Origin of the sequence: Bacillus cereus group sp. BfR-BA-01309 (assembly GCF_022664315.1) — a bacterium.
Classification (GTDB): Bacteria; Bacillota; Bacilli; order Bacillales; family Bacillaceae_G; genus Bacillus_A; species Bacillus_A mobilis.
The window spans coordinates 161887-174978 of sequence record NZ_JAKUHE010000010.1 but is presented as its reverse complement, the minus strand read 5'-3'; the positions used below and the strand labels follow the sequence as shown (position 1 = coordinate 174978).

The window sequence follows — 13092 nt, the reverse complement described above, 5'->3', positions numbered from 1 at the left end:
AACTAGTTTAATACTTTCACTGTAACTGTTTTACGTCCCCAGTTACTTGATGTACCTTTATCAGGCATTAAAACGTCGATTTTATTTCCTTTAATAGCTCCACCAGTATCACCAGCGATTGCTACTCCGTAACCTTCAACCCATACTTTTGAACCTAATGGAATGACACTTGGATCAACTGCAATTAGTTTCATGTTTGGATTAGCTGTTAAGTTATGACCCATAGCTGATTTTACTTGGTCGCCTGCTTTATAACCATTTTCAAGTGGATCTGCTGTGTAAGCTGTTGCTACAACTTGTAACTCACGAGAAGATGATGGTGCACTTGTTTCAGTTTCTTTTGCAACAGGTTGTTGTGTAGCTGGTTTTTGAGCTTTAGCCGCTTCACGAGCTTCGGCTGCTTCTTGAGCTTTAGCTGCTTCACGAGCTTCACGAGCTTCAGCTGCTTCTTGAGCCTTAGCTGCTTCACGAGCTTTAGCTGCCTCTTGAGCTTTAGCCGCTGCTTGAGCTTCAGCTGCTGCTTGAGCTTTAGCTGCTTCACGAGCTTTAGCTGCTTCTTGAGCCTTAGCTTCTGCTTGGGCTTCCGCTGCTGCCTGAGCTTTAGCTTCTGCTTGAACCTTAGCTGCTTCACGAGCTATAGCTGCCTCTTGAGCTTTAGCCGCTGCTTGAGCTTCAGCTGCTTCACGAGCTTTAGTTGCTTCCTCCGCCTTAGCTTTTGCTTGCGTTTCAGCTACTTCACGAGCTTTAGTTGCTTCCACTGCTTTAGTTGTTTTTTCTACTTTAACTGCTGGTTGAACTTTAACTGGAGCTTTACCTGTTAAGTAAGGAACATGAACATAAGCTGTTTTTCCGTTATATTCAAATTGAATCCAGTCATTTTGTACTTGGTGTGTTGTTTCGATTACATCATCTTGTTTCAACTTACCAAGAATTTCTGAGTCAGTGTTTGCACCAGCACGTACGTTTAATACGTTTGCTGTTACGTAGTAAGTGTCTTTTGTATAGTCAGCGCTAATGAAAGCTTCTTTACCGCTGTTCAATTTCACTTTTGACCATCCGTTTTCTGTATGTAAAACGTTAACTTTGTATCCATCTAATAATTTTCCGACAACTTGTGATTCAGTAGTTGGGTTTTCTCGTACATTTAGTACGTCAGTTGTTACAATCGTTTCTGCTTTAGCAGATGTTGTGAAAATCCCAAGACCAAAAACCGCTGCTGTTGCTATACCCATAAATTTTTTCATAATAGCCTCCATTGCATTTGTTTTCGTTGACCTCATTATAGCAACCATTATTTTCTTATTTGCGGAAAACACAAAACTACAAAGCATTCGTAACGGGTCATTAATATTCTGTAATAATTACAGTAATATCCTAAAAGCGCTTTCTTATAGTTAATAGGGGAGGTTAGAGCATATGATACATAAAAAGAGGAGTATTTCAATTTCTAATAGGTTAATAATGTTTCTGTAACGTTACGAAAACGTTTCTTAATCGTTACAAAAATGGCGTATTTTGCTGTTGGAATAGAAAAGTAGTTATGTAAAAATAACTATTTTGGTTGTAGAGAAATATAAATGAGGTGAAAATCGATAAAATATCGCTATAATTGTTACAAAATAAGTCGAGGTATGGAAAAAATTACGCCTTGATTTTAGTCTTTCACATATTATTTTTGCAATAATAGGATTCTATAATAGCTTTAGTACTTTAAAATAGTTAAAGGGATGTATAACGTGAAACATATATAATAGAAGAAACACGATTTAATAGATAAAGTGAAACTTTAATCAGTGGGGGGTTCTTCACCCCCCACCTAATTTCTTTGCTTTCGCTGAATTTTGAGGTAGGGGTCTTATTGCCCAATAAAGCGGGATAAATAAAAAACGTAGGAGTGTAAATTCCTACGTTTTTGTTTATTCATATCGTAAACATTCAATTGGATCAAGTTTTGCAGCTTTGTTAGCTGGTAGTAGACCGAATATAATACCGATTAACATGGAGATACCTACTGCAAGAAGTCCAAGTTCTTTTGAGACAACGAGTGGCCATCCGGCAAAGATGGAGACGATCCAAGCGAAGAAGATACCGAGCATGAATCCGACGAAACCACCAAGTCCTGTTAAAATACAAGATTCAATTAAGAATTGTGTTAATACTTTACCGCGTGTTGCACCAAGTGCTTTACGAATACCAATCTCACGTGTACGTTCTGTTACAGATACAAGCATAATGTTCATTACGCCGATACCACCAACAAGTAAGGAGATAGCAGCAATACCACCGAATACCATTTTCATCATACCGATTGATTCGTCTAATTGCTTCGTAAATTCACCTAAATCTTGTGCTTCGAATTTGTGCTCAAATTTAGGAGCTTTCATTTCGTTTAAAACAGAAACGGCTTGTTTTTCTACACTTTTACGTTCAGTCGGAGAGGTCATTGTTAATCTTACAGAGTCATACTCATTTACTCCTGAAATGACAGGCGCGTTTTCAAGTGACGTATAACCTTCAGGCATAGGCATTCCGAAATCGTTTTTCGTTTCGTATACACCGACTATTTTATACGGCTTTCCTTTTATATCTGTGTATTGATTTGATTCCCAACCACTAAATAATTTGTTGAAAGCTTCTTCATTTAATATAACAGCAGGGATTGCTTGGTTTAATTCGCTGTCGTTTAATTCACGACCGTGAACTAATTTTATCTTTGAATCTGTCATAAAGGCGCCTGTTCCACCTTTTAAATCAAGATTTACATCTTTTGAACCAGCAGATGCTTTTACTTTCATACTTACATCTGGATACACATCTTTAACGCCTGGTACGGTTTGAAGACGGTTTAGCATATCAGGTGTGATTTTTGCACTATCTGTTCCGTAATCAGGATTGTTGTAGTAAATGGTTATTTCATTATCTTTTCCTTGGCCTAATTCTTCTTTAAACTTTGCATTTGTACCATCACCCATTGAAATGATAGTAATAATGGCACTAATACCGATAATAATTCCTAGCATCGTTAAGATAGAGCGCATTTTGTGGGCAAAGATAGAGGAAAGGGCCATGCGTATATTTTCACTCGTGTTCAAAATTAACCTCTCCAATCTTGGACGATATTTCCGTCACGAATTACAATTTGACGTGCTGCAGCTTCCCCAATTTCACGATCGTGGGTAATCATAATGATTGTTGAGCCTTGTTTGTTTAATTCGTAAAAGAGGTCCATAATTTGTGTACTCGTTTTCGTATCAAGTGCACCCGTCGGTTCATCAGCTAAAATGAACTTTGGATTATTTACGATTGCGCGTGCAACAGCGACACGCTGTTTTTGTCCACCTGATAATTCGTTCGGCAGGTGAGTAGCGCGATCAGCTAAACCTACTTTTGTTAAAGCGGCTAATGAGCGCTCACGTCTTTCTTTTTTATCAACTCCAGCGTAAATAAGAGGTAGCTCTACATTTTGAAGTGCTGTAAGTCTCGGTAATAACATGAAGTTTTGGAATACGAATCCAATCTCTTTATTACGAACGCGCGCAAGTTCTGTTTCAGACATGTTTGAAATGTTTTGACCAGCTAGTTCATACGCACCTGTCGTTGGTTTATCTAAGCAACCGATAATGTTCATTAATGTTGATTTACCAGAACCAGATGGTCCCATAATAGAAGTGAATTCTCCCTGGTTCAGTGTTACGTCAATGCCGTGTAATATTTGAACGGATTCTGCACCATTTTGGAAAGATTTCGTGATGCCTTTTAAGTTAATCATTCAACGACAACCTCCATACCATCTTTTAAGTCTTTTTCAGGTTTAGAGATAATTTGTTCTCCTTTTTTCACTCCAGCAACTTTTGCTTCGCTATCAGTTTCGAATTCAACAGTAACCGCTTGTTCTTTCGCTTTCCCGTCTTTTACAACGAAGACAACATTTTTGTCACCTTTTTTCACGATGCTGCTTTTCGGAACAATTGTACCAGTTGCTTCGCCAGATTTACTTGTTACGTATACATGGAAGCCGTTTTGTAATTCTTCACTGTTGTCTAATGTGACCGTGAATTGATAGTTAGAAACAGTTTTGTTTTCATCCATGCTCTTTAATGGTGTAGAACCGATTTCTGTTACTTTTCCTGTCCAAGTCTTACCAGCGACCGTTTTTGAGGAAACAGTTACTTCTTGCCCAACTTTCATACTAGCAAGCTCGTATTCAGAAAGTTGACCTTTTACTTTAAATGGACCAGCATGACGAAGTGTAATGCCGCTCATACCTGTTTTTTCATCAGCAGTTTTTACGATATCATCAATTACGCCATCAGTGGGGCTCGTTACAGAAAGTGTGTTTACTTTCTCTTTTGCTGCTTTAATCATTTCATCAGATTTTTCAACTTCAAACTTTTTCATTTCAATTTGTGATTCTAATTGTTGTACTTCGATTTCTGATGCTTTTAACGCTTCAGCAGGAAGGCCTGCATTTTTCTCTTTTTGTAATTTTTGTTTCGCTGCATCAATTTGTTTTTGGAACAATGTTACTTCTTTTTGTGCGATTTTCTTTTGCATTTCTGCTTCTGTTACACCTTGTTTCGCAGTAGGGTCATTATATTTAAACAGGAGTTGCCCTTTTTTTACTTCATCACCTTTTTTTACAGCTAATTCATACGTACCTTTTGTTGGATCAAATGAAATTGTTTCGATTCCGTTTGGAATGACTTCACCGCCAAATTTTTGCGCGTTTTCAATTTGTTTTTCTGTTACTTTATATCCGCTATATGCCATTGCTACTTCTGAACTACCGCCAGCAAATGCAAAATATGATCCAGCTGCAATACCGATTGCTACTACACTAGTAATTAACACTTTATTTTTCTTCTTCATCTATTTATCACCTTTTCGTTCGTTTTAGTATCTACATTTAGTATAAAAGAGGTGAAGAATCTGACAAATCGTTTTAGCTTACAATAACCTTACAGTTTTGTAAGGTATGAATATGTAAATGTAAGGTAGAGTTTGTCCAAGTGTGAGCAAATGAATTGACTCGTTGTTTCTTTCTTACAATAATATTGTATGAAGGAGAGGAGGAGGCAAGATGGAAGCTTATTTTAGTGCGCATCCATTAAAACCATTTATTCCATACTCAAGGCAACACGTCCTTATATTATTTATTATGTTGGTGGGGATATTTTTTCTGTATCAATACCAAGATGTATTACGTCAAAGTGAGTGGAATATAACGGTTCGATATGCGATTGCATTTTTATTTATTGGGAGTGAAATTGGGCTCCATATGTGGGAATGGAAAGCGGGGATTTTTGAACTAGGCACTTCATTACCATTTGAGTTATGTACGATTAGTTTATTGTTAGCATCGATAATGATTATAACGAAAAGTTACCGCATATATGAGATTGTATTTTTTACAGGAATTATCGGTGCATCACAAGCTATTTTAACGCCGAACGTGCAATATGCTTTTCCGCATTTTCGCTTTATAGAATTCTTCGCTGCACATGTATTACTCATTTGGGCACCACTCTTTATGACGTGGGTAGAAGGATATAGACCGACCTTGCAATCAATTAAGCGTACGATGATATTTTTAAACATAATAATTCCAATCGTTTCTTTTGTGAACTACAAAACAGGTGGCAATTATATGTTTTTAGCTCGTAAGCCAGAAACTGCTTCATTACTTGATATGTTAGGGCCGCACCCTTACTATATTATTTCATTAGAAATAGCTGCGCTTATTGGATGTTTTATTTTGTATATGCCATTTGCGAAAAGAGAAGGGCATGCGCATAAAGAATCACTAGGATCATAACCTAGTGGTTTTTTTGTATAAATATTTACAATTCAGAAAATTAAGAATAAAATTAGAGGGTAAATTATATAAAGAGAGAAGGGAAAACGTGGTCAAAAAAGTTTTTCTGAATGGGATGGAAGTGACGGTTCAATTTATTATTTCGATTTTGGGTATTATTTGTTTAGGGGCATTGCCGAAATTGTTTTACGGATTTGAGCTGCATGCATCAGAGTACATACAGAGTTTAAAAGAAGTGTTTGTGAACTTAATGGATATTTCCAATTTGCAATATGTGAGAGGTAAATTTTTATTTCCGCAGTTGTTCGTCCATTATAAAGAAACGATCGTGATTTTTTTGGCGGCTTTTTTCATTTCATTATTTGTAGCATTTTGTATTGTTTATGTCATTATGAGTAGTTCACCGCGTATACAACATCGCATTAAATCATTTCTCATCTTCCTAGAATCTATTCCAGACATTCTTCTTATTTTAGTATCACAAATTTTAGTTGTATGGTTTTTTAAACAAACAGGTTTTTTACCTTTTCAAATTGCGTCAATTGGAGGCGAGTCGATTAGAGGATTGCCAATATTTTGTTTGAGTATACCGACTACGATTTTGTTTGTAAAAATGTTAGTGCTTCGTTTTGAAAATGAGCTAGAAAAAGATTATGTACTATTTGCTAAGGCGAAAGGACTGAATCGTTTTCATATTTTAAATCGTCATGTTTTACGAAATGTGTTGCTTAGTACACTTTTCTTTGCGAAAACGAATATCTTTTTTATGTTATCTAATTTATATATTATAGAATGGATTTTTAATACGAGTGGTATTTTTATGTTTTTGAAATCGTATGTGGGTATTAGGGTGGAAGTTTTCATCGTTAGTGTGCTACTTATTTATATTCCGATTTTTATTTTGTTTAAATTGTTTCATTATTTCATTCCAGCTGCGATGAAGGAGAGACTATAATATGTGGACGTATATAAAACGCGATAAAAGATTTTGGATAAGCATTGGGTTTCTTCTCATATTAGTTCTTTTGAGCATCGGAAATACGATATGGAATGATGGACATATTAGACAAGTTACATTGCAATATGATGCAGATGAAAATCCACAAGTACCACCGTTTTCACCTTCATTCCAATTTTTACTTGGGACAGACCGGAAAGGATACGACTTGTTACATTTAGTCATTGAAGGTGCGAAGTGGACGATTGGTATATCTATTTTAATTGCGGCACTTAGAATGGTAATGGGTGTGTTTTTCGGTGTCGTCCTCGGAACATATGTAAAAAGAGGTTTTTCAAAAATCGAGGCTTTTTTTGATAGTTTTACAGTTATTCCAACAGTTATGATTGCATATTTTTTTCTTCAATCTGCAAATGCATTTGGGAGTGGAGAGGAAACAACAACCTTTTTTGAAAGGGCTTCGTTTCAAGTTTTATTACTTGTAATGCTTGTGATGCCAGTTATTGCACTGTATGTTGCGAAGGAAGTCCGTAAGTTGAGAACCGAAGAATTTATTGAAGCTGCGTACATATTAGGTGGATCGAGAAGGCATATTGTTATAAAACATATTTTTCCGCATCTTTATATGACGTTTATACTTGTATTTTTTCAACAGTTTACGCAGACTCTTACTATTTTACTCCACTTAGGATTACTTGAAGTGTTCTTTGGTGGAACTGTTACGTTTGGTGGATCTATAAAAGAGGTGGAATCTTATACACATGAATGGTCAGGTTTAATTGGAGTCTATTTTAGATCATTAACAGTGAATCCGTGGATTCCGCTCGTTCCCATTACATTTTTTGGACTTACTATTTTTTCAGGAAATATGATTGTAAAAAGTATAGAAGAGGCGATGATGAAAGTAAGGTTAGGAGGAGAGATAAAGAAGGACGTTGTAGAAGAGGAACAATCTGCGGTGCAGTCAAAAGAAGAGTTATTCACTTTTAAACATACGATGTGAAGAGCCTAGGAAACTAGGTTCTTTTATTTTGTTATATTACAATATCGTAAGAGAGATGTAATGAAAATCGATAGGGGAGAAATACAATTTCGTATACACTTCATGTATAGAGAAATGCGAGAGCGGGTGAAGGTGTACGATGGATTTTTTAGAAGTATCAAAACGTAGTATAAAACGAAATATGAAAGATTATTTTCTATACTTTATTTCATTAGTAGGCAGCATTATTATTTATTTTACATTCGTATCGATTAAACGAAATGAAAGTGTAGTAGCTCTTTTAAAAGAGTCGGATAAAGTGGAAACGACATTTACGTTTGCACAAATATTGTTGATTATCTTTTTAACGATATTTGTTTTTTATTGTAATAGCTTCTTTTTGCGAAAGAAGAAAAAAGAAATTGCGCTATACAGTTTATTAGGTATCCGTAAAGAAGAAATTGCGAAGTTACTCTTTTATGAAACGTTATTAGTTGGTGCTGCGGCAAGTGTGTTAGGTATTCTTGCTGGTTTATTTATAGCGAATATGTGCGCGGGGCTTCTCGTAAAGCTAATGGGAAGTGCGTTTACTTTTACATTTGCGATTTCATTTGTATCTATAGTAGAAGTGCTTATAACGATAGGCGCAATTTTCTTTATTGCATCATGGAAAAGTAAAAAGTTAATTTATGAGTATCGCTTAGTTGAATTACTATATGGTGAAAATCAGAAAGAAGAGGCACCAACGTATTCAAGTAAGAAGGCAAAGCGAGCAATTGTTTTATTAATTACAGGTTATATCATTGCGCTACTTACACAAATCTTTGGGTTCGGAGCCATTTTTATTACAGGTCTACTTATTTTTGTTTGTATTGTAAAAGGTACGTTTTTACTATTTGAGCAATATACAGTGAAATCACTCCATAAAATAAAGGGAGATAAAACGAAATATTGGAATGGAACGAACATTTTATCCATTTCTTCACTGTTCTTCAGAATAAAAGGGAACGTAAAGATGCTGGCGCTATTATCTTTATTAAGTGCGGTGACACTATGTACAATTGGTATGAGTTCTAGTATGTATTATGGGGCGCAGAAGACAGCGGCATTAATGAATCCATTTAGTTACGAATATGTAACAACTGGAAAAGGATTAGATAAGAAAGTTAGAGAAGAAATTCAAAAACATGAGCTAGCAATTAAAAATGAAACGTCTGTAGCGATGCTCTCTATGCAAGGGAAGATAGATGGAGAACAAATATTAACTGGGTATTTAATAGGTAATGGCAATGTGCAAATGATAAAAGTGACAGATTATAATAAAGTAGCTTCTATGTTAGGCAAGAAACAAGTTATTCTCAGTTCTGAAAAGGAAGTTGTTTTATTAGATCCGTATAAATCGTATAACATAGAAAAGAATTCACTTGAAGGAAATAATGTGTCCTTTGAAGGGATGAATAATGATATAACAATTGCTGAGCATCGTGAAGAAACAATTGTGAGTGCGAAACTTGCACCAGTTGGACTTGTTGTTCAAGATTCGTTATTTAATAAGTTGCAGAAAGGGCATGCTGTTTCAACAGTTAGCGGATTTATCGTTGAAGGAAACGGTAATAGAGAGCTAACGAAAGAGCTAGGGACAATCATTCCTAAAGAAGAGAAATTCCAATCATTTGAAGAGGCGAGTCAATCTGAATTGCAAGATGGTGCAGTGTTATTATTTGCTAGTGTATTTTTAGGGATGGTCTTTATTTTGGCAACGGGTTGTATTTTATACTTTAAACAAATAACAGAAGCGATGGCAGAGCGACCAGCGTACGGAATGTTAAAGAAAATTGGACTAACGAAAAGGGAAGCAACAGAGTCTGTAAGAAAGCAAGTAGGGGCGATATTCGTAGTACCATTACTGCTAGCAATATGTCATACATTCTTTGCATTTTTAAGCTTGATGGGCTTTACAGGTATGTTTGAATATAGTCTTCCTTTACTAGGTAGTATAGGGGTGTATATCATCATATACTTTGGTTACTATATGTTAACGGTTCGTTCGTACACAAATACTGTGTTTAGCGATAGAAAATAAAAAGAAGTAAGCATGGAGTTCATGCTTGCTTCTTTTCTTTATTTTGTAGAAACTTCACCTTCAGCTTCTGTTTGCGGAATATAGTATCCGATTATACCACCGATGATTGCTGGAATAATCCAACCGATTCCTAAGTTGTAAAAAGGAATGGTGTGTACGATATTAGCGATAAAGTTTGGTATCATTTCCACATTATCAAGTGCGTGAATACAGCTAATAATGAATGCTGCGATCATTGCTCCGATATAGACAGAAGGTTTACGTTTCGTATATTTATCAATAAATGATACGAAAATTAAAATGATTGTAATTGGATACAGAATAATTAATACAGGTAATGTAATTTTTATTAGCAAGCTTAATCCTAAGTTTGAAATCACGAAGCTAAAGATACAAACGTATAGTACGAGCTTCTTATATGAAACGTTTGTTAGTACTGTTGCGAAATAGTTGGCGAACGCACTTACAACACCAATTGCTGTCGTTAAACAAGCGAAAATAATGGCGATACTTAATAAAACATTACCGCTTGTCCCAAAGAATTGGTACATAACAGTAGCTAATAGTTGACCACCGTTCTCGAATTGTCCCAAGTTTCCGTTTGAAGCGCCGATATAACCGAGTAAGAAATAAACAATTGTTAAGAATAGAGCTGCAATGCTCCCGCAAATAATTGTATATTTCGCAATCAATTTCTTCTCTTGTATACCGTTTTGGCGAATTGCATTTACAACAATTGTTGATAATACAAGTGCTCCAATTGCATCTAACGTTAAAAATCCTTCAAGAAATCCTTTGAAAAATGGAATTTCTTTATAGTCACCAACAGGTTCTGCAAACGTTCCTGGTGAAAGAATCGCTTTTGTTGCCATAATTGCAATAATTCCAAGTAAAATTGGCGTTAATATTTTTCCGATATGATCTACTAATTTTGATGGATTTAATGATAAGAAGTAGACGACTGTAAAGAAAATCGCACTAAAGATTAACATAGAGTACCATTGGTCCGGGAAAAGTGGTGCAATCCCAATTTCGTAAGATACAGATCCAGTTCGTGGAATAACAAATAGTGGGCCGATTGAAAGATAAATAATGATAGCGAATATTGCTGCGAATTTTGGATGAACACGGCTTGCTAAAGTGTTAAAACTACCACCGGCAAGGGCAACAGCGACGATAGCTAGTAAAGATAAACCGACGTCTGTAATAATAAATCCTGTAATGGAAATCCACATATTTTCTCCGGAAGAAAGACCGAGAAGGGGCGGGAAAATCATATTACCAGCACCGAAGAAAACTGCGAATAGTAATAAACTAATCGAAAGTATTTGCGCTGGTTTTAAAGTTGTACGCATATAAAGAAAATCCTCCTAATGAGTGTTTTTGTCGAAAATTCAAATAATTTGTCGAGTAACTGTTACTATTTTAAAGGTCTGATGACTAGAAAGCAATAGGGAATTTTGAAAATATTAAAAAATAATGCATTAAATCGAATAAATATACTATTTATATCTTTAATAGGAAGGATTTAACTTTGAACGTAAAAAAAACACATATCGCTAGGATACGTGTATTAAAAATAAATTTTTCGATCGCGTTCTTCTTTTAAAATTTCAACCGCTTCTCGGAAACGTTGTGAATGGACAATTTCTCGTTCGCGTAAAAAGCGTAAGCTGTCATTTATGTCAGGGTCGTCAGATAAATCAATGAGCCATTGATAAGTTGCTCTTGCCTTTTCTTCAGCAGCAATATCTTCATATAAATCTGCAATAGGGTCTCCTTTTGCTTGAATATAAGTAGCAGTAAAAGGGACGCCACCAGCATTATGATAAAACAAAGCACTATCATGATTAGCGTACTGTGCGTCTAATCCAGCAGCTTTCATTTGCGCTGGTGTTGCATCTTTTGTTAATTTATAAATCATTGTCGCAATCATCTCTAAATGTGCGAATTCTTCTGTCCCAATGTCGGTTAGTAAGCCAACGACTTTGTCAGGAATTGTATAGCGTTGATTTAAGTAGCGAAGAGCAGCAGCCAGTTCGCCGTCCGCACCGCCATACTGTTCCACTAATAGTTTGGCGAGCGCTGGATTACAAGTACTTACTTTAACTGGATATTGTAATTTCTTTTCATAAATCCACATAATCTCTCTCCTTTATATTTGCCAGGGCCACGGTCCTTTGCTCCATTCCCATGGAGCGTTAGAGTAACTATTTCCAAACTGCTGAAGTGGCCCATATCTTTCTTCGATTTTTTGTTGTAATACTCTTCGTTTATAGGAGAAATCGTTGAATTGATTTATAGCTGCAGTATCGTTTGGGTGCGTATCTAAATAGAGGGTAAGTTCAACTAATACAAAGTCTAGTTCTTGTAGTTCTTCAATCCATTTGTAATATTCATCAGGTAATATCTGTGTCACGTTTTTATTCACCGTCCTTTTTTGTGAGGGTTTTCATAAAAATCATAAAAAGCAGGCCACAGAGTTCCTTTTCGTAAGGCTTCTTTTGGTGGGAATTGGGGTAGGTTAGGTGGTTGAAAGCCCATAAATAGGTGTGGGGGAGTTGAGTAATATTTCTTTCCGATTGGAGGGCAAGGATCGTTTGGGCCATGGAAAGGTATGTAGGATCTCATAAATTCATCCATGTTACACGCCTCCTTTATAAATGAAATATTCATCACTACGTATTGTATTCGTACATAATTGCAAATTATGACTCATATAGAAAACTAAAAGGGGCAGGGGGAGTGCGGATGGAAAGTGTAACGACATGTATTGTATTAGAATCTAAAAACTTAAAGGAAACATTATATTTTTATGAAGGAATTCTAGGGTTTAAACCGAGCAAGGAGAGGCCACAAATACGTGTAACAGGTGTGTGGTATGATATCGGTTCAACAAGAATTTGTTTTGTGGTAAATAGGGGACTGGGAGAACATAGAGAGACCGTTATCTCATCAGTGAAAGAACTGTTGTTAAAAACTACAAATATCGAGCGGTTAAAGAAGAAGTTAGTGTTTTATCAAATATCATTTGTAGAAGAGCGGCATGGTGAAGAAGTCAAAATAATATTTCATGATCCAGATGGTTATATACTCCAATTCCTTTCCGTAGAGAACAGGGAAGAGAGCCTTTTTTAATGTAATAATTTGGATGTCGAATGAAAAAAATATTGACAAGCTTAGGCAAATATTTTAATGTGATTGTATAAAATTGTGTATATAAAGGGGAGTAACTTATTACAGTAAAGTCGTCA

Annotated in this window: 13 protein-coding genes; 5 read left to right on the top strand and 8 right to left on the bottom strand. The window is 35.8% G+C overall.

Annotated elements, in window-relative coordinates; translation table 11 throughout:
* Positions 1 to 2 precede the first annotated feature (2 nt).
* From entC to MR115_RS19790, 4 genes are all read right to left on the bottom strand, one after another.
* On the bottom strand, positions 3 to 1331 hold the full coding sequence (gene entC / locus MR115_RS19805; protein WP_242242483.1) for a cell wall-binding protein EntC: 1329 nt from the start codon (positions 1329 to 1331) through the stop codon (positions 3 to 5).
* A 585-nt stretch (positions 1332 to 1916) separates the two neighbouring features.
* The gene (locus MR115_RS19800; protein WP_472926390.1) at positions 1917 to 3068 is read right to left on the bottom strand and encodes an ABC transporter permease; all 1152 of its coding nucleotides are present in this window, start codon (positions 3066 to 3068) and stop codon (positions 1917 to 1919) included.
* Positions 3069 to 3094: 26 nt separating this feature from the next.
* Positions 3095 to 3769, bottom strand: a complete 675-nt coding sequence (locus MR115_RS19795) for an ABC transporter ATP-binding protein (RefSeq protein ID WP_000609098.1) — start codon at positions 3767 to 3769, stop codon at positions 3095 to 3097.
* Positions 3766 to 4869 carry an efflux RND transporter periplasmic adaptor subunit gene (locus tag MR115_RS19790; RefSeq protein ID WP_097863289.1) on the bottom strand — a complete coding sequence of 368 codons (1104 nt, stop codon included), beginning with the start codon at positions 4867 to 4869 and terminating at the stop codon, positions 3766 to 3768. The genes MR115_RS19795 and MR115_RS19790 overlap by 4 nt, the downstream gene beginning before the upstream one ends.
* Positions 4870 to 5080: 211 nt before the next feature.
* Between MR115_RS19790 and MR115_RS19785 the strand changes: the two genes are divergently transcribed.
* The 4 genes from MR115_RS19785 to MR115_RS19770 all read left to right on the top strand — a co-directional run bounded on the left by MR115_RS19785 (position 5081) and on the right by MR115_RS19770 (position 9838).
* Entirely contained in the window at positions 5081 to 5815 is a 735-nt protein-coding gene (locus MR115_RS19785) for a YwaF family protein (protein ID WP_071722599.1), read from the top strand.
* 88 nt (positions 5816 to 5903) lie between these two features.
* Positions 5904 to 6770: an ABC transporter permease subunit gene (locus MR115_RS19780; protein WP_242242479.1), complete on the top strand. Its 867-nt coding sequence runs from the start codon at positions 5904 to 5906 to the stop codon at positions 6768 to 6770.
* Position 6771: 1 nt separating this feature from the next.
* Positions 6772 to 7776, top strand: a complete 1005-nt coding sequence (locus tag MR115_RS19775; protein WP_242242478.1) for an ABC transporter permease — start codon at positions 6772 to 6774, stop codon at positions 7774 to 7776.
* Between the two features lie 139 nt (positions 7777 to 7915).
* A complete protein-coding gene (locus MR115_RS19770) occupies positions 7916 to 9838 on the top strand; it encodes an FtsX-like permease family protein (RefSeq protein ID WP_242242477.1) in 1923 nt (640 codons plus the stop codon).
* 38 nt (positions 9839 to 9876) lie between these two features.
* Here the strand turns inward: MR115_RS19770 and brnQ2 are convergent, their stop codons facing one another.
* The 4 genes from brnQ2 to MR115_RS19750 form a co-directional block, all read right to left on the bottom strand.
* The gene (brnQ2, locus tag MR115_RS19765; protein WP_242242475.1) at positions 9877 to 11193 is read right to left on the bottom strand and encodes a branched-chain amino acid transport system II carrier protein BrnQ2; all 1317 of its coding nucleotides are present in this window, start codon (positions 11191 to 11193) and stop codon (positions 9877 to 9879) included.
* 218 nt (positions 11194 to 11411) lie between these two features.
* The gene (gene cotJC / locus MR115_RS19760; RefSeq protein ID WP_061677842.1) at positions 11412 to 11981 is read right to left on the bottom strand and encodes a spore coat protein CotJC; all 570 of its coding nucleotides are present in this window, start codon (positions 11979 to 11981) and stop codon (positions 11412 to 11414) included.
* Positions 11982 to 11993: 12 nt separating this feature from the next.
* Positions 11994 to 12257: a spore coat protein CotJB gene (locus tag MR115_RS19755; RefSeq protein WP_242242473.1), complete on the bottom strand. Its 264-nt coding sequence runs from the start codon at positions 12255 to 12257 to the stop codon at positions 11994 to 11996.
* A gap of 8 nt (positions 12258 to 12265) precedes the next feature.
* The gene (locus MR115_RS19750) at positions 12266 to 12481 is read right to left on the bottom strand and encodes a spore coat associated protein CotJA (protein ID WP_242242471.1); all 216 of its coding nucleotides are present in this window, start codon (positions 12479 to 12481) and stop codon (positions 12266 to 12268) included.
* 108 nt (positions 12482 to 12589) lie between these two features.
* Between MR115_RS19750 and MR115_RS19745 the strand changes: the two genes are divergently transcribed.
* A complete protein-coding gene (locus MR115_RS19745; protein ID WP_242242469.1) occupies positions 12590 to 12976 on the top strand; it encodes a VOC family protein in 387 nt (128 codons plus the stop codon).
* Positions 12977 to 13092 lie beyond the last annotated feature (116 nt).

Coding starts and splice junctions, on each gene's coding strand:
- entC (WP_242242483.1), bottom strand. CDS start 1,331: ATGCTTTGTAGTTTTGTGTTTTCCGCAAATAAGAAAATAATGGTTGCT.
- MR115_RS19800 (WP_472926390.1), bottom strand. CDS start 3,068: ATGGCCCTTTCCTCTATCTTTGCCCACAAAATGCGCTCTATCTTAACG.
- MR115_RS19795 (WP_000609098.1), bottom strand. CDS start 3,769: ATGATTAACTTAAAAGGCATCACGAAATCTTTCCAAAATGGTGCAGAA.
- MR115_RS19790 (WP_097863289.1), bottom strand. CDS start 4,869: ATGAAGAAGAAAAATAAAGTGTTAATTACTAGTGTAGTAGCAATCGGT.
- MR115_RS19785 (WP_071722599.1), top strand. CDS start 5,081: ATGGAAGCTTATTTTAGTGCGCATCCATTAAAACCATTTATTCCATAC.
- MR115_RS19775 (WP_242242478.1), top strand. CDS start 6,772: ATGTGGACGTATATAAAACGCGATAAAAGATTTTGGATAAGCATTGGG.
- MR115_RS19770 (WP_242242477.1), top strand. CDS start 7,916: ATGGATTTTTTAGAAGTATCAAAACGTAGTATAAAACGAAATATGAAA.
- brnQ2 (WP_242242475.1), bottom strand. CDS start 11,193: ATGCGTACAACTTTAAAACCAGCGCAAATACTTTCGATTAGTTTATTA.
- cotJC (WP_061677842.1), bottom strand. CDS start 11,981: ATGTGGATTTATGAAAAGAAATTACAATATCCAGTTAAAGTAAGTACT.
- MR115_RS19750 (WP_242242471.1), bottom strand. CDS start 12,481: ATGGATGAATTTATGAGATCCTACATACCTTTCCATGGCCCAAACGAT.
- MR115_RS19745 (WP_242242469.1), top strand. CDS start 12,590: ATGGAAAGTGTAACGACATGTATTGTATTAGAATCTAAAAACTTAAAG.